Source organism: Staphylococcus equorum (genome assembly GCF_029024965.1).
Classification (GTDB): domain Bacteria; phylum Bacillota; class Bacilli; order Staphylococcales; family Staphylococcaceae; genus Staphylococcus; species Staphylococcus equorum.
On the sequence record NZ_CP118982.1, the window covers coordinates 24,397 to 41,759 of the forward strand.

Annotated in this window: 15 protein-coding genes and 2 tRNA genes; all 17 read left to right on the forward strand. The window is 31.4% G+C overall.

The window, feature by feature from the left end; all coding sequences use genetic code 11:
* Positions 1–195: 195 nt before the first annotated feature.
* The 17 genes from PYW44_RS00095 (at position 196) to PYW44_RS00175 (ending at position 17,333) form a co-directional block, all read left to right on the forward strand.
* A tRNA-Glu gene (locus tag PYW44_RS00095) sits at positions 196–270 on the forward strand.
* Between the two features lie 7 nt (positions 271–277).
* Positions 278–350 (forward strand) — tRNA-Asp (locus PYW44_RS00100).
* A gap of 400 nt (positions 351–750) precedes the next feature.
* On the forward strand, positions 751–1,212 hold the full coding sequence (locus tag PYW44_RS00105) for a MarR family winged helix-turn-helix transcriptional regulator (protein ID WP_046465674.1): 462 nt from the start codon (positions 751–753) through the stop codon (positions 1,210–1,212).
* A 366-nt stretch (positions 1,213–1,578) separates the two neighbouring features.
* Positions 1,579–2,985 carry a DHA2 family efflux MFS transporter permease subunit gene (locus PYW44_RS00110; protein ID WP_115075888.1) on the forward strand — a complete coding sequence of 469 codons (1,407 nt, stop codon included), beginning with the start codon at positions 1,579–1,581 and terminating at the stop codon, positions 2,983–2,985.
* A 426-nt stretch (positions 2,986–3,411) separates the two neighbouring features.
* Positions 3,412–4,113 (forward strand): response regulator YycF, encoded by a 702-nt coding sequence (gene yycF / locus PYW44_RS00115; protein WP_002506236.1) that lies wholly within the window; start codon positions 3,412–3,414, stop codon positions 4,111–4,113.
* 13 nt (positions 4,114–4,126) lie between these two features.
* Positions 4,127–5,959, forward strand: a complete 1,833-nt coding sequence (walK, locus tag PYW44_RS00120) for a cell wall metabolism sensor histidine kinase WalK (RefSeq protein ID WP_002506237.1) — start codon at positions 4,127–4,129, stop codon at positions 5,957–5,959.
* On the forward strand, positions 5,949–7,289 hold the full coding sequence (locus PYW44_RS00125) for a YycH family regulatory protein (protein ID WP_002511858.1): 1,341 nt from the start codon (positions 5,949–5,951) through the stop codon (positions 7,287–7,289). Before walK ends, PYW44_RS00125 begins: the two co-directional genes overlap by 11 nt.
* Positions 7,290–8,069: a two-component system regulatory protein YycI gene (locus tag PYW44_RS00130; RefSeq protein WP_002506239.1), complete on the forward strand. Its 780-nt coding sequence runs from the start codon at positions 7,290–7,292 to the stop codon at positions 8,067–8,069.
* A 533-nt stretch (positions 8,070–8,602) separates the two neighbouring features.
* Positions 8,603–9,403: an MBL fold metallo-hydrolase gene (locus PYW44_RS00135; protein ID WP_107516584.1), complete on the forward strand. Its 801-nt coding sequence runs from the start codon at positions 8,603–8,605 to the stop codon at positions 9,401–9,403.
* Positions 9,404–10,004: 601 nt separating this feature from the next.
* On the forward strand, positions 10,005–10,484 hold the full coding sequence (gene rlmH, locus PYW44_RS00140) for a 23S rRNA (pseudouridine(1915)-N(3))-methyltransferase RlmH (RefSeq protein WP_002511857.1): 480 nt from the start codon (positions 10,005–10,007) through the stop codon (positions 10,482–10,484).
* A 147-nt stretch (positions 10,485–10,631) separates the two neighbouring features.
* Positions 10,632–11,024, forward strand: a complete 393-nt coding sequence (locus PYW44_RS00145; RefSeq protein ID WP_115075889.1) for a hypothetical protein — start codon at positions 10,632–10,634, stop codon at positions 11,022–11,024.
* Entirely contained in the window at positions 11,021–11,758 is a 738-nt protein-coding gene (locus PYW44_RS00150; protein WP_115075890.1) for a hypothetical protein, read from the forward strand. The genes PYW44_RS00145 and PYW44_RS00150 overlap by 4 nt, the downstream gene beginning before the upstream one ends.
* Positions 11,759–12,009: 251 nt before the next feature.
* On the forward strand, positions 12,010–12,396 hold the full coding sequence (locus PYW44_RS00155; RefSeq protein WP_236593595.1) for a hypothetical protein: 387 nt from the start codon (positions 12,010–12,012) through the stop codon (positions 12,394–12,396).
* A 232-nt stretch (positions 12,397–12,628) separates the two neighbouring features.
* A complete protein-coding gene (locus tag PYW44_RS00160; protein WP_107514415.1) occupies positions 12,629–13,603 on the forward strand; it encodes a hypothetical protein in 975 nt (324 codons plus the stop codon).
* A 46-nt stretch (positions 13,604–13,649) separates the two neighbouring features.
* Positions 13,650–14,411, forward strand: a complete 762-nt coding sequence (locus tag PYW44_RS00165; RefSeq protein ID WP_256609976.1) for a mechanosensitive ion channel — start codon at positions 13,650–13,652, stop codon at positions 14,409–14,411.
* Between the two features lie 202 nt (positions 14,412–14,613).
* Positions 14,614–16,959, forward strand: a complete 2,346-nt coding sequence (locus PYW44_RS00170; protein WP_115075891.1) for an AAA family ATPase — start codon at positions 14,614–14,616, stop codon at positions 16,957–16,959.
* 23 nt (positions 16,960–16,982) lie between these two features.
* The gene (locus PYW44_RS00175) at positions 16,983–17,333 is read left to right on the forward strand and encodes a hypothetical protein (RefSeq protein ID WP_115075892.1); all 351 of its coding nucleotides are present in this window, start codon (positions 16,983–16,985) and stop codon (positions 17,331–17,333) included.
* Positions 17,334–17,363 lie beyond the last annotated feature (30 nt).

Here is a 17,363-nt window from a genome sequence, read left to right on the forward strand (position 1 = left end):
AAAAATTATTGACACGATATTGAATGAATTTAAAGATTTCTGCATTTTCATTAGTGGCTTTATAGCAGTTTTTTCAAAATAAATCTTAAAACACTAACTTTATACAATTAATATAGAAAATTATACTAATAAAATTAAAAAAAGAGCTTGTCTTCCTTCTAGAGACTTGGTATAATTTAACTTGTGCTTAAGACAGGCTCCTTGGTCAAGCGGTTAAGACACCGCCCTTTCACGGCGGTAACACGGGTTCGAGTCCCGTAGGAGTCACCATTTTTAAGGTCTCGTAGTGTAGCGGTTAACACGCCTGCCTGTCACGCAGGAGATCGCGGGTTCGATTCCCGTCGAGACCGTATAATGCCCATCCAATAGGATGGGCATTTTTTGGGAGTGGGACAGAAATCTAATGTTTTTAGCAAGATTTCGTCGTCTCACCCCGGCAAAGCTGACTAGAGTTGAAAATAACTTGGATAAGTGCATTTTCAATTCAGTCAGCCACTGCCAGTATAATGATTGAGGTTGAGACATGTATATATGTCTCAGCTTTTTTAATTATCAATTGATTATACTAGTGTTATTACATATAAAAGTTATAAAATGAGCTTAATTTGAATTTGATAAAAAAATTGCTTATGATAAATGAGCATATGGTAGATTAATATCAATTTTCAGCATAAACATAATGAGATGTCGCGGTGATGATGAGTAGTTATTGGCATAGCATCATATTAAATCAATGTGAGGAGTGTAAGTATGGCAAATGATAAAAGTATAGAGGGATTGGATCTCATAGATTTAATTAGTGAACGTCACAGTGCGCTTAGACAAACCTTGGAATCCACAACTTCTGAGCAAATACAAGATGTTCACTTCAGCAGCTCAGAATGGTATTTGATTGATAAAATCAACTATGAGAAACCAACTTTTGCCGAACTTACTAGAAAAATTCATCTCACACGCCAAGCTATTCATAAAGCGATCAAACAATTAGAGCACAAAGGTGTCGTTCAAGTTGAAGCTGTGCCCAATAATAAAAAAGAAAAATGCGTAAACTTAACTACATTAGGTCTGCAGTGTTTTGAAGAGTATGTAGAACATAAATTACAACTCGTCGCGCACATAGAAACAATGATTGGTAGTACACAGTTAGAGCAACTTAAACAAGTACTCCAGCAAGATTGGCATTTAGAAGATATTGAAATAAATACTAAATAGATACTTAAGTATCAAGCAATAGAAGCAATTGTTTGATGCTTAATTTTTTTACAATTATTTTCGTCAACTAGGTTGACATTATTTTGAAAAATTTGGTACAGTAAGTAAGTTCATATTGAGCGGACGTTGTTTGTTGTCATCATGATTTAAATTATTTCCTAGGTGATACTAAACTGATGTTCAATTTATATAGACTAAAATGAAATGGAAATATAGGAATAAGTAGTAAAGCATGGAGATGAATTTAATAAAATGAGCGACAAAGCACGATTGCTTTACACTTGAATTTTTACTTCAAGGCAACACTCACTTTATTATCTCTTAATTATACTTATACTTCGTTTACCATAAAAAGGAGTATATCAAATGGCAACACAAGTAATAGTGAAAAATCCAAAAATGTATGCACTCGTATTAATGATTGGCGGATTTATGGGTCTGTTTAGTGAAACAGCATTAAATATGGCTTTAACAGATATCATGGCTGATTTTCAAGTTTCAGCAGCAACTGTACAATGGTTAACGACAGGTTATTTACTCGTCATGGCTTGTTTAGTTCCTGCATCTTCGTATTTAATCAAATGGTTTAATACAAAGTCTCTAGTTATTACAGGCATATTATTATCTTTATTAGGCGTCATCGTAGGCGCACTTGCACCTAACTTTGGCTTGTTATTGTTAGGACGTATTATACAAGCATTAGGTACAGGTATCTTGTTACCGATTATGGTGACCGTACTAATGTTAATATTCCCAATTGAAAAACGTGGTGCAGTCATGGGTATAATGGGACTTGTTATTACAGCAGGACCAGCACTCGGACCGACATTATCAGGTGTTATTATTTCAGCATCAAGTTGGCACTTCATCTTCTGGATTAGCGCAATTTTATATATTGTTGTATTATTGATGGCTTTTTCAAATGTTGAAAACGTTGGAGAAATTACGAAACCTAGAATAGATATTATATCGATTTTCTTATCGACGATTGGTTTTGCAGGACTAATATTCGCACTTAGCTCAATGGCAGAAGCGGCATTTACAGATGTCATCGTATGGTTGCCATTATTCATTGGCGTAATTGGCTTAGCAATCTTTATTGTGCGTCAGTTTAAAATCGACTCACCAATGCTTAACTTAAACGTATTTAAGTACCCAATGTTTATATTAGGTGCAGCAATTGTGTTCATAACGATCTTATGTATATTATCTACAGGTATTTTATTACCACTCTATTTAAAAGGCGCGCTATTATTTAGTTCTGTTGTTGCTGGTTTAATCTTATTACCAGGTAACGCAGTGAACTTAGTATTATCGCCAGTTATTGGATCACTATTTGACCGCTTCGGCGCGAGATACTTTGGTATTATAGGTTTCGTACTTATGTTTATCGCAGCAATCTCATTCGCGTTTATGATTTCAGCTTCTACTCCAGTATGGGCAATCATTCTTGCATTCATGGTGTTGTTCTGTGGTATATCCATGGTTATGATGCCAGCACAAACAAATGCGTTAAATCAGTTGCCACATCATCTATATGCAGATGGTTCAGCTACGATTACAACATTAATTCAAGTAGGTGGCTCAGCTGGTACTGCGATTGCCATTACAATTTATACTACAGCAATGAAGGCATTCGGTTCAGCTAACCCGAATGCTGCACAAGAAGTTGTACTTGCACACGGTATCCAATATACCTTCTTCTTTATAGTAGGTTTAACAATAATTGGATTTATACTGTCTCTATTTGTTAAAAAAACGAAAACAATTTAAAAATGATAAGTGATACATATAAATAAGCGACGCGTACATATAGAAATTAGAGGGAATGAATCATTCTCCGCTGTAACCTAAATACATGAACCGTTACTTCATATATGTATCACTTTTTTTGATTTTAGTAGGGAAGATGTATGCGTATTGCATGCTTCTTAAAAGGAAGGTTAAATGCAGACTGTATATGGGTTATAGGCAAGAAGTTCGATTGATACGCTGATATTGTTTACACTTGATGCATCTATGATTTATCGATAAGTACCCATTTAATACGAACAATGTTATAATTTTACAATATACAAATATAATTTTCTATTTAGAAAAATAGAAGTAATAGGTTATAAATGGTAAATTATATTAGAGAGAAAGACGTAAAATTTTTAAAAATGAACGTACTACAATTTAGAAATGAGGTTTATAAATATGGCTAGAAAAGTTGTTGTAGTCGATGATGAAAAACCAATTGCTGATATTTTAGAATTTAACTTAAAAAAAGAAGGTTACGAAGTATTTTGTGCCTACGATGGTGATGATGCAGTTGATTTAATATATGAAGAAGAACCCGACATCGTGTTATTAGACATTATGTTACCAGGGCGTGACGGCATGGAAGTATGTCGTGAAGTACGTAAGAAATTTGAAATGCCGATCATTATGCTTACAGCAAAAGACTCAGAAATTGATAAAGTATTAGGTCTTGAACTCGGTGCCGATGATTATGTAACGAAACCGTTTAGTACACGCGAATTAATCGCACGTGTGAAAGCAAACTTACGTCGTCATTATTCACAACCAGCACAAGAAGTGGACAACGCATCCAATGAAATTTCTATTAAAGACATCGTTATTTATCCAGATGCATACTCTATCAAAAAACGTGGCGGAGAAATTGACTTAACACACCGTGAATTCGAATTATTCCATTACTTATCTAAACATATGGGTCAAGTAATGACACGTGAACATTTATTGCAAACTGTTTGGGGTTATGACTATTTTGGTGACGTGCGTACAGTAGACGTAACAATTCGACGCTTACGTGAAAAAATCGAAGACGATCCATCTCATCCAGAATATATAGTAACTCGTCGTGGCGTTGGATATTTCCTCCAACAACATGACTAGGGGACGCTTATAAATGAAATGGCTTAAATATTTTCAGTCTTTACACACGAAACTTGTTATTGTCTATGTGTTGCTCATTGTAATCGGTATGCAAATTATCGGTTTATATTTTACCAATAGTCTAGAAAAAGAATTAACACAAACATTTAAAAATAATATTTCGCAATACGCGAAACAAATCGAAATTAATATAGAAAAAGTCTATGACGAAGACAATTCGGTTAATGCTCAAAAAGAAGTTCAAAACTTATTAAATGAGTATGCCAATAGACAAGAAATAGAAGAGATCCGCTTTATTGATAAAGACCAGATTATTATGGCTACTTCAAAGCAGTCTACGCGTAGTCTAATAAATCAAAAAGCGAACGATAACTCTATTCAAAAAGCCTTATCTTTAGGCGAAATTAATAGCCATACCGTGTTAAAAGATTACGGTAACGGGAAACAACGCGTGTGGGTATATAACTTACCAGTTAAAACATCAAACGACGGTACGATAGGTAACGTCTATATCGAAGCGGATATTAACGATGTATTTAAACAACTTAGTAGCATCAACCAAATCTTTATCGTTGGTACAGGGATTTCCTTATTAATTACTATTATCTTAGGATTCTTTATTGCACGAACAATTACGAAACCTATTACAGATATGCGTAACCAAGCTGCAGAGATGTCTAAAGGTAACTATACGCAACGCGTAAAAATATACGGTAACGATGAGATTGGTGAGCTGGCACTTGCCTTTAATAATCTATCGAAACGTGTACAAGAAGCACAAGCGAATACAGAAAGTGAGAAACGTCGCTTAGACTCAGTTATCACTCATATGAGTGATGGTATTATTGCGACCGATCGCCGTGGTCGCGTGCGTATTGTCAACGACATGGCATTGACGATGATGGGCTCACTAAAAGAAGATATTATTGGGGACTACATGTTAAATGTCCTTAAATTAGAAGAAGAATTCTCTTTAGATGAAATTCAAGAGAATAATGATAGCTTCTTATTAGATATTAATGAAAATGAAGGCATTATTGCACGTGTTAACTTTAGTACAATTGTCCAAGAAACTGGGTTTGTGACAGGTTACATTGCCGTACTACATGACGTTACAGAACAGCAACAAGTAGAACGCGAACGTCGTGAATTCGTAGCAAATGTTTCACATGAATTACGTACACCACTGACATCTATGAACAGCTACATTGAAGCGTTAGAAAGTGGCGCTTGGGAAGATAAAGAACTTGCGCCGCAATTCTTATCTGTAACACGTGAAGAAACAGAACGTATGATTCGTCTCGTAAATGATCTCTTACAATTATCTAAAATGGATAACGAATCCGATCAAATTACGAAAGAAATCATAGACTTTAATATGTTTATCAATAAAATTATTAACCGTCACGAAATGTCCGATAAAGAAACGACATTCGTCCGCGAAATTCCAAATAATACGATTTTTACAGAAATCGATCCAGACAAGATGACACAAGTGTTTGATAATGTTATTACCAATGCGATGAAGTATTCTCGTGGCGATAAACGTGTAGAGTTTCACGTGAAACAGAACGCGTTATACAATCGTATGACAATACGTGTGAAAGATAATGGCATTGGTATTCCAATTAATAAAGTGGATAAAATCTTTGACCGTTTCTACCGTGTGGATAAAGCACGTACACGTAAAATGGGTGGTACAGGCTTAGGCTTAGCCATTTCCAAAGAAATTGTTGAAGCACATAATGGTCGCATTTGGGCAAACAGTGTAGAAGGACAAGGAACATCAATATTCATTACACTGCCATGTGAAGTACTAGAAGATGGTGATTGGGATGCGGAGTAAAGAGTTAATCAAATCCATCATCCTTTACCTTTTAGTATTAATGAGTGTTGTGCTGACATACATGACGTGGAACTTCTCGCCAGACTTAGCGAACGTAGATCAACAAGATAGTAGTAATAAAGATGCGAAAGCAAATACGATAGGTAAACCACTTGATCAAGGCATGAGTAAAGTTGTTGCTCCATATCAAATTATTCACTCTAATGGTGATGACACAGAAGGTATGGAAGCGACACGTAGCAACGTCGAAGAGACCATCAGTCCCTTGAAAAATCAGCGCGTACTACATGCCGAACAAATGCATAGTAACCATAATTTGATTATTCCAGATTTAAGCGACGAATTTTTAGTACTGGATTTCAGCTATGATATGCCACTAGCAACCTATTTAGGCCAAGCATTGAACATCGATGCGAAAGTGCCGAATAACTTTAAATTCGACCGTTTATTAATTGATGACAATCAAGACGGCAAAGTTAAACTCTATGCTGTTAGTAAAGATCGTCATAATGTCGTACGTATGACGACGACGGCGAAGATCAGTTCATTTGCTAAACAAATGAAAGAACAACAGAAAAGTATGAAGCCATATACAGAGATTATTACGAATAAAGATACCATCGATAAGGCTACACATATTTTTGCACCGAAGGCACCTAAAGGTTTAAAATCATACCACACGATTTATAATCGCATTAGTGTCGATACGATGAATTCTATACTCTTCAATGACTCAGTAGTCGTACGTAGCACGAAAAGCGGGACAGCAACATACAACAACAACACGGGTGTCGCCAACTACAGTGAAGATAATGAAAAATATCGTTACACGAATCTCTCAGAAGATGAGGATCGTTCAACAAACATGCAAGATAGTATTCCAAGTACTTATGATTACATCAACAATCATGGTGGCTTTACAGATGATTACAGACTGTTCAGCACAGATAATAAAGGCGGCGAACTGACATATCAAATGTTCTTAAACGGCAGACCAACCTTCAATGATGACGACTTGAATAATATTAAAGTCTCGTGGAGCGACAAAGGCGTCTTCAGTTATGCACGTGCATTGTTAAAATCTAATGTCACGATAGACAGCGGTGAAGATGAAATAGATTTACCAGGTGCTGAAACAGTACGTTCAGAACTGGCAAACAATCCTGAAATCGACTTTGAAGAAGTAACAAACATGACGATTGGTTACAACATGGAACACAAAGATGACGGTAGCGACATCGAAATTCAACGTAATAGTGAATTCAAACCACAATGGTATGTAGAGTATAAAGGCGAATGGCATGCATACAACGATGGGGGGCTAGAATAAATGAACTGGAAACGCGCAAAAACATTATTTATTATCGTATTTATTCTAGTCAACATTAGCCTGATTATTATCTATGTGGATAAAGTGAATAAATCACAAATTAGTGATAGTGAAGATGAAAATGCAGTGAATTTTAAACAAGAAGAAATTAAAATTCCAGAGAACCTCCCAAGCGTGAATGGTTTGAAAATGCAGTTACTGACAGCAAGGTCTAATGATTTTTCATCTTATGCGAAGACACGTCCAAGTATCACCAGCGAGCATTCAGGCGCATTAGCCAAAGGTGATATTAGTGACCCAATTAACATCAGTAATGATCAATTCACCGACCTTAAATCGTATGTCAAAGGCAGCGTCTATAAAGGTGAAGATTACGAAATGAGCCATATTGATGATGAAAAAGTTACATTTGAACAGACATATAATGATTATCCAATTATGAATAATAGTAGAGCGAAATTAGAATTTAATGTAGAAGATGGCAAAGCTTCAAGTTATGAACAAACTGCTATGAAATCTATCGAGCCTTCAGAAGGTACGAATAATGATAAAAAGCAAGTGAACACAGCGCGAAGTGCCATCGAAGACCTTTACTATAATCGTTATCTCAAACGCAATGATGAAGTAACCAATGCACGACTAGGCTACTATACTGTTGTCAAAGAGCCGAATGTTCAAGTGCTTGAAGCCAATTGGGAAATCAAAGTAAAACACGGTGACAAGATTAAAACATATTATGTCGAAGCTGTAGCAGACAGTCCAAAAATTATTGAAGAATAATCTTGTGGATAACTGTGGATAAGTTGAGAATGAATTACGCACACCTTTTTAGTAAGGTGTGCTCATGCTGTTGACAAAGTCTCTGACTTTGTTGGCAGTTTTTTTATGCACGCTTTCCGCGGGCACTGCCTTAGCCTGTAGTCTTTGGCTAGTGCTGTTTCCTCAGGCGTATCGTTAAAAATTTTTATAAGTTACGTATAATTATTAAATCACTTTTTAGAAAGTGATTAATGTAATTTAAAAGATAGTTTAGTATTTAAATAAACAATTTGGACATGCTGAAAGCTAAAAGTATGTTAAAATTAAATACTGCTAATGAGAGTTATTAAAGAAGTATGAAATAGTTCGAAAGCTTATCATATACTTAGAATTTCGAAGATAGCTTAAGCCAATTTTTAGAAAAGAGCTCGTTTCATATTCTCAAAAACTTAGATAAATTACTTTATTATAATAAATAATTAGACAGAGGGCATGTTGATGGCACATAAACCGGAGACTTCCCCATAAGTAATAGAAGCAATAGATTAGAAAGGGTGAATCGCTTGATACGTATGAGCGCATTAGCGAGTGGCAGTACAGGGAACGCCACTTATGTGGAAAGTGATAAAGGTAGTATTCTTGTCGACGCAGGTTTGACAGGGAAAAAAATGGAAGAGCTATTTGGACAAATAGACAAACAAATTAAAGATTTAAACGGCATCTTAGTTACACATGAACATACTGATCATATTAAAGGTCTAGGTGTGTTAGCACGTAAATATGGTTTGCCAATTTATGCGAATGAGAAGACATGGACAGCCATTGAAAAGAAAGATAGTAAAATTCCAATGGATCAGAAATTCATTTTTAATCCATACGAAACGAAATCAATTGCTGGATTTGATATCGAATCGTTTAATGTTTCACATGATGCGATAAATCCACAATTCTACATTTTCCATAATAATTATAAGAAATTTACGATTTTAACAGATACAGGTTATGTTTCAGACCGTATGAAAGGCATGATTCAAGGTAGTGATGCCTTTATCTTCGAAAGTAATCACGATGTGGATATGTTACGCATGTGCGGTTATCCTTGGAAGACGAAACAACGTATATTGAGTGATATGGGACACGTTTCAAACGAAGATGCAGGTTTAGCAATGACAGACGTCATCACAGGCAGCACAAAACGCATTTACTTGTCTCACTTATCACAAGACAATAATATGAAAGACTTGGCACGCATGAGCGTTGGACAAGTCCTCAACGAACACGACATCGACACAGAAAAAGAAGTATTGCTATGCGATACGGATAAAGCCAAAGCAACACCGATATATACATTATAGAACATTTTAACTGGTTTGAAATTTAGATTTTCTTAATGCATTAGCTTCAAGCTAATGTAATCCATGGTCAACATTAAAGTGAAGGAACCGATATCTCAATAGGAGATATCGGTTTTTTATATTTTTCTAGCATATATATAAGATAAAATACATTTAATAGGATGATTTTTATAAGGAAATTTACTCAAAAAAAGAAGGAATATATGGGTATACAACCCTAGGTCTTAACTGAAAATAGCTATATGCAATTGACGGATAATTATAACAATTAATGAAATTACTATGTAGTAAGGATTCAGCAAAGATAGTATGAAGATAATGTAAACACTGTGAATAAGTATGTAAGACAACCTCGTACTTATCCACAGAATTATACATAGTTATCCAGAGATGTGCACAATTCACAGGTAAGTACCCACATTGTACACAGAGTTATCCACAAATAAACAGGTTATTCACTTACTTTTGTGTAGAAACCGTAAACATTATTAAAAAATAGTATGCATTCCTGTTATAATAAGAGGGAATAGTGTGAATAAGTGTATAACTTGTGGATAAGTCTAATAACTATCAACTACTACACAATTTTTGGAGGATAACTATGAAGATTACGATACTCACAGTAGGTAAACTAAAAGAGAAATACTGGAAACAAGCTATAGCAGAATATGAGAAGAGATTAGGAGCTTATTCTAAAATAGAAATCATCGAAGTAGCTGATGAAAAAGCACCCGAAAATATGAGTGACAAAGAGATAGAGCAAGTTAAAGAGAAAGAAGGTCAGCGCCTACTAGCAAAAGTAAAACCACAATCCACAGTGATTACTTTAGAGATTAAAGGAAACATGCTGACGTCAGAAGGATTAGCCAAAGAAATAGAAAGCCGCATGACACGCGGTCAAAGCGACTTTACATTTATTATTGGCGGATCAAACGGTCTACACAAAGAGGTTTTAGACCGCAGCAACTACGCCCTGTCATTCAGTAAAATGACTTTTCCACATCAAATGATGCGCGTCATCTTAATCGAGCAAGTCTACCGTGCGTTTAAGATAATGAGGGGAGAAGCATATCATAAATGATGCGGTTTTTGATAAGGTTCCCCTTATTAGTTATAACACTAAAAATTTAATTATTTTATAAATATCAGCTACTTAATATATATAAAATTCACATTGTCTAGTATATTTTTGATATATTAAAAGTAAACTTATTTTATGGGGGAGTATATGAAACTTGCTGAAATCAATCATAATAAATTTGAAATTGATGATGACAATAATGATGTGGTATTGAATTCTTTAAATATAGGATTAAAATCGTATTTTAGTAGTTATAAAAGTATAAGTGAAAATTTTAACGAAAGAACATATAAACATATTTATACCCGACGTTACTATGAGGAATTTTCAGAAACTATATTACATTTTCATCACTTTTTTGAATTAATATTAAAAGATTTATTAAGGAAAGAGGAAGAATTATTACCCTTAGATATAACGTGTGATTCATATAAGATAACGGAACTTATTAAGAAAATACCACTATCTAATGATGAGCGTATGGAATTTATTCAAGAAATAACTTCATCTAAGAAAAAAAGAAAAATTTTAACACTTTGACCTTTAATAAATTACTTAATAGAACTTGTAAAGTAATTGAATTAAAACCAGAAGTAAATTTCAAATTCATAAAAAAATTTCAAAATGAATTAAAAGAATTAAATAGTTTAAGAAATAAAATATGGCATCAAGGAAAAGTAATGCTTAAATATGAAGCGTTCGACTTTTTAATAGGACAATATATTTTACCCTTAGTAAAAGAATGCTTAGAAGTTTCAGAATATAAGGAAAAATATAGGAGCCATAAAATTTGGAGATTTAATAAAAACAGTTTAGAAATTAATCCTTTTGAAGATATAATTGAAGAATTTAAAAATGAATCTCCGGCGATTGATAAAATTGCTGTCTTAAAAGAACTTGGTAGAGCATCCTATTATAGTCATTATGGTAAAGGTTTTGGTAGCATTATAGATTCAAGAAATCAAAGTGCTAATCAACTAGCACAAGCTGAATTGGAAAACAATTTATCTACTAATGAAATTTTAAAATGTCCATGTTGTGCTGCAAATTCACTAGTAACTTATACTTATACAGAAATTACAGATATAGAAGAAGTTGAATATGAAGATGAAAATGGAAATCATCGAATTGAAGAATTTAAAGACTATTATGAGTATATAAACAAAGTTAAGTGCGCAAATTGTGGTTTTCAATTAAATGATAAAGGTATTAAAAATTTAAAAGAATATGAGTTTGATGTTGAAGATTACTGGAAAAATATAGATCATTATTAATAAAAGGGAGAGAAAAAATATGACAACTATCGGATTTGAAGAAAAGTTATGGCAAGCTGCAGATAAGTTACGCAAGATGTTCAATATGAATACGATGAATATATACCTGAATCATCTAAAAAATGGCCGTTAATAATGGATGATGATTTTATTTTATTAAACAAATAAATTTAAATTAATATAAAAATGAAATAGATAAAATTAAAAATAAAATTTCAAAGGAAGAAGATGTATTAATAAAAAAATCTTTGATGTTGACAATCTTTGTTTTGTCGGAAAGCTATGTCAGTTCGTTAATTATTTCTAACTTACCTGATAGGGATGAAAGCTTAATAGATAAAACATATGAAAAAATTATTAAACAATATATAAGTGATAACATACGCACAAGAAATGGGAGGAAAGGACTAGTAAAGGATTTTTTTGGTAAAATAATGATAGAAATCCCTCACACTAGGTTGAGAGATGCCCTTGCTCACGAGATAGATAAAGTTGAATTGAATGATAATCGTTTTAAATATAATAAAAGTAGACCCAATAAAAACGAAAACATTATAGAAATTGACATTGAGCAAATAATTAATGAGCTAGAACAATTTCACACAAATTTAGACTTTATTTATGACCTTTTACACTAATTTCATAGTTTAATGTGAACTGTTTTAATATAGATTCTTACTTATTGATTTATAATATGGGTAATAGAGAAATAATGTATTCGTTTCTTAAAATTGCAGATGATTATTTAGAAATTTAAAAGTTTATGACACGAAAATATGAGAAATTAAATAATTGAATTGTTTTGTATGGATGTAATTCATATGAAGTAAGAGTATGAGAATAAAAATTATTCAAGGAGAAATGTGAAGAATGTATTTATTATCACAAAATAACCTAGAAGAAATCGAACCAGTTACCTTTGGAGAAATGAATATACAAGAAAAAGATATAGAAGAGATGTTACGACAAAACATCGAGATAATTACAGATGAAGAAGAATCTTTGTTAATTATTGGAGACCAAATAAAAAATAAAGAAAATGCCAGAAGTGATTTAACTGCTTTAGATCAAAATGGAAATATAGTTCTTATTGAAATTAAAAGGGATTTAAAGGATATTAAACAAAGAGTAGAAGCCTTTGAAATTCAAGCTATTAGATATGCAGCTAGTTACGCAACAATTGAAACTATCTCTGATGCAGTGAACAAAATTTATGCCCCATATATAAATAAACATGAAGAAGAATTTTCAAAAGATTTAACTTATCTTAATAGCGATGAATTAGCCAAACGTAAAATAGTTCAATTTTTAGAAGTTAATAAAAGTTTAGATAATTTTAATAAATCTCAAAGGATTATATTGGTAGCTTCTGATTTTGATGTTCAAACTTTATCGGCAGTAGCTTGGCTAAGTGAGAACGGTGTTCAAATAGAATGTTACAAACTAATACCTTATGTATTCAATGGGTCTTTTATAATTAATGCTGAAAAAATATTACCGGTAACTAAAAATCAAGCACATTTTATAGACATAGAGGATAAACAAACTTTAAATAGCAGAAAACAAGCAAAAAATAGAAGTCTCCCAAGACTTAAAGAAATGATTATTTGGGGAGTAGTTCAACCTGGAGATATAATAACACCTAAAAATACAGATATAAAAGGTACAGTATTAGAAAATGGGCTAATTAAATATGGTCAAGAGGAAAAATCACTTAGCTTATTTGTAAAAGAAGCATTGGGATGGTCGAGTGTTAAACCCTATATTTTAGCCATACATGAACAAACTAATAAATCATTGTCACAATTAAGGATTGAATATATGGAAAAAAATAATATGATTTAACTCAAAATTAAGCACTTAACAATATTATGTTGAGTGCTTTTTATCAATATCACTAACAAGGGGAGAATCACAATCTTCTGGATTAATACAAACATTTGGTAAATTAGGTTACTTCTTAGTGTTCTTGCTATTTTTACCATCTGTATTTGATTCATTAAATATGCAGTCGGTGTCTAAACCTATTAAAGGCATGATGAGTAGTATACTTAACTTTGCACCTAAAATTATTGTTGCAGTTATTATACTAGTAATCGGTATTTTTATTGCAAAAGTCTTAGGTACTTTAGTAAAAAATATTTTATCAAGCCTAAATGTGAGCAAATTTAACCGTTATGTGAATTTTGGTGAAAACAAAGAAAGTATAGATATCCCAGTGGCAACAGGTTGGGTTATCACTGCGTTAATTGGTTTATTTTTCACTGTTCAAGCATTAAATACAGTGAACTTAACGGTATTAAATCAAATTGGCGCGGCTATTATCGGTTATTTACCATTAGTAATATCAGCAGCGATTATTTTAGGATTAGGTTTAATAGGTGGTAACTTAATTGCTAAATTAATTAACAAATCTACAGGAAATGGTATGTTAGCTGAAATTGTAAAATATTTAGTTATTATCGTTTCCGTATTTATGACTTTAGACCAATTAAACTTTGCGCAAAGCATTGTAAACGTAGCGTTCTTATTAATTTTAGGTGCCGTTGCAGTTGCTTTCGCAATCGCTTTTGGCATAGGTGGAAAATCATTTGCTGAAAAACAATTAAATAAATTCTCAGACAAAATTGACTCTGAAAAAGATAAAAGTTAAAAATACTGAGAAACTTTTAAAAGAGTATCAACTTTAAAAGGTTGATACTTTTTATTATGTTTCTTTTCAACTGATAAATTAACGAATAAGAGCTTTATTTGATTTATTTAAATCTTATAAAAACCTCATCGTTAAACGATAAGCAGAAGCGTATCATAAGTGATGAGGATATAATTTTATAAATTATAGGAGGTATAATATAATGTCAATTAAAAATATCAAAATAGCTAATAATTATTTACCCTATAAAGAACTGGATTTAAACTTTATAGATGGTAACGGTGTGTTAATTAGAGAGCTATTAATATTTGGTAGAAATGGCACTGGAAAATCAACTATTGCAAAAGCAATTGCAGATAATGAAAAAAATAAAAGTGATAATTCAACAGAAGTGAATATTGAATTTAATTCTTCAGATATTACTCAACCAAACTATTTTATATTTGATGAAAATTTTATGAGAGATAAAATTAGGTTTAGTGAAAATGATAATTTAGAAGCTATTGTAATGTTTGATGAACAAAAGGGTTTCGTTGATGATATTGAACTTTGTCAAAAAAATTTAGACAGGAATATAATAATTAATCAAAAATATGGTGGACTAATAGAAAGTTATAACCCAGGAAAAGCTTTGAATAAAGTTCTTCAAGTATTAAAAGGGGAAAATAATTGGGCTGAAAGAGCTAATAGAATTAATAGTAAATCAAAACAAAATAAGAGAGTAGATAAGGCAGTTTTAGATAGAATTCTAAAATATGAAAATAATGAAAAATTAGAAGACTTATTTAATGAATTAAATGAAAAAAGAGCATTGATTTTAACATTTAGTAATGAAGAAAAAAATGATAATATAAATTCTTTTGAGAATTTGAATATAGAATTAATTAAGGAAATAGAATGTACTTTAAAAGAAAAGCCAGCAATAGAATTTTCTGGAAATTTAGATAGTGATTTGGACATAATTTTTGAAGAATACGGTAACCAATATTTAAAGGATCTTAATAAATATTTTGAAACTGAACCTAATATATGTAAAACATGTTTTAGACCTTTAGATAAAGAATATATAGAAAACTTGAGAAGTAAATTAAAAAAAGCCTTTGAAAATGAAGTTATTGAAACACAAATCAAAAAAATTGAGGATATAATTGTAAAGCTACCTAAAGAATATAACCCTATAGAAATTAATAATATTAAAACTAAGGAATTAAATTATAGTATAAAAGAACTTAATAATGAATTAAATCAAATTGTTAAGATTCTTAAAGAAAAGGCAATGAATATAAATAAGGAATATAGTTATAATTTGAGCAAATACGACGAAATTACAGAAAAAATAAATAAATTAGTTAGTGATAAAAATAAAGAAATAAATAATTATAATAAAAAAATAGATGAGTTACATCTCCATATAGAAGAATATGAAAGTATAAACAATAAGATAGCATTTATAGAAATAAAAAAAGAATATGAAAACTATCAAGAAAAAAAACTTAAGAATGAAATGAATAACAAATTGCACTTAAAAAGTAATAAGTTGGTAGAAGAAAGAAAAAAAGTTATTGCCACTTTAAAAATACAACAAAAGCAAACACAAATTGCGTTAAAAAATATAAATAGAGAATTAGCATTAATATTTTTTGATAAAAATAGATTGGTTCTTGAAGGAATGGAGGGGCATTATAAAATATTAACTAGGAGTAAGAATATTCCTCTATCCAAATTATCTACAGGAGAGAAAAATGTATTAGCATTGGTGTACTTTTTCTCATTAATAAATAAAGAGAAAAAAACAAACCAATTTTTTAAAGAAAATAATTTTATTATGCTTGATGATCCTATTTCAAGTTTTGATTTTGAAAATAAAATTGGAATTTACAATTATATAAGAAAACAATTCAAGGATGTATACAGCAAAAATAAATATTCACAAATACTAATTACAACTCATGATATGGAAGTATATTATAATCTTGAAAAGGTTTTTCAAGATATTATTTTAGATAACGGTAAAAAGTTAACGAATAGAGTTAATAAATATGTTTTAACTGAAATAGGATTAGAGTCTGATAAAAAGGATAAATTGAATAATATATATAGTAATCAAGTGAAATTTATTTATGAATTTGCTAATGGAAATAAAGATGAAGCGGAAAACTATATTGGTAATACAATGAGGAGAGTGTGTGAAGCTTTCAGTACATTCAAGTATAGATGTGGTATAGATAATTTAAGAACTGATAAGATTGTAATTGAAACTATCGATTCTGAAGAATTAAAAATATTTTTTGAAAATTATCTTTTCCGACTTATACTTAATAATGAAAGTCACGAAAGTGATAGGAGTAAAGGGATTACTGATCAGAATATAATAGATTATTTAACATTAAATGAGAAAAAGAAAACAGCCAAACTAGTAATACTCTTTTTATACAAACTTGATAACATACATATAATTAAACAATTAGTAAGTAAAAACAATGAAATAGAACAGGTTAAAAATATAATTGATGATTGGGAAAAAGAAATTACTAACTTATTAATTTAAATAAACTTTAGGAGTGATAATTTTTGGGAGAGATTGTTGAGGCGATTTGGGGGCTTTTAAAATTAATCGTCTTTATTCCATATATATTAATTGTATTCGGGACGATGTTGTATGTTTATTTTTGCATATTTATATGGATAAGACGCCCATTGAAAAGAATTTGTGATCAATATTATGGTGGAGATAGTGACGATATTCCTAATATTGGCGGACCGTATATTGTATTTATGGCTGCACTTGGTATAAGTTTCGTAATAATAATGATACTTGCTCTTTTATTTGGAACAATATTCGGTAATTTCGGAGTATTTTTACTATTTATTTATGGAGTCTACCTAATAGCAATTAAATTAAAAAAAAGCTGTAAAACATAAAATAACAAATAATATTAAATTTATATGTTA

Excerpts from the sequence above, each read along its gene's own strand:
- PYW44_RS00130 (WP_002506239.1), top strand. The coding sequence starts at position 7,290 with ATGAACTGGAAACGCGCAAAAACATTATTTATTATCGTATTTATTCTA.
- PYW44_RS00110 (WP_115075888.1), top strand. The coding sequence starts at position 1,579 with ATGGCAACACAAGTAATAGTGAAAAATCCAAAAATGTATGCACTCGTA.
- walK (WP_002506237.1), top strand. The coding sequence starts at position 4,127 with ATGAAATGGCTTAAATATTTTCAGTCTTTACACACGAAACTTGTTATT.
- yycF (WP_002506236.1), top strand. The coding sequence starts at position 3,412 with ATGGCTAGAAAAGTTGTTGTAGTCGATGATGAAAAACCAATTGCTGAT.
- PYW44_RS00170 (WP_115075891.1), top strand. The coding sequence starts at position 14,614 with ATGTCAATTAAAAATATCAAAATAGCTAATAATTATTTACCCTATAAA.
- PYW44_RS00125 (WP_002511858.1), top strand. The coding sequence starts at position 5,949 with ATGCGGAGTAAAGAGTTAATCAAATCCATCATCCTTTACCTTTTAGTA.
- PYW44_RS00155 (WP_236593595.1), top strand. The coding sequence starts at position 12,010 with ATGTTGACAATCTTTGTTTTGTCGGAAAGCTATGTCAGTTCGTTAATT.
- rlmH (WP_002511857.1), top strand. The coding sequence starts at position 10,005 with ATGAAGATTACGATACTCACAGTAGGTAAACTAAAAGAGAAATACTGG.
- PYW44_RS00160 (WP_107514415.1), top strand. The coding sequence starts at position 12,629 with ATGTATTTATTATCACAAAATAACCTAGAAGAAATCGAACCAGTTACC.
- PYW44_RS00105 (WP_046465674.1), top strand. The coding sequence starts at position 751 with ATGGCAAATGATAAAAGTATAGAGGGATTGGATCTCATAGATTTAATT.
- PYW44_RS00145 (WP_115075889.1), top strand. The coding sequence starts at position 10,632 with ATGAAACTTGCTGAAATCAATCATAATAAATTTGAAATTGATGATGAC.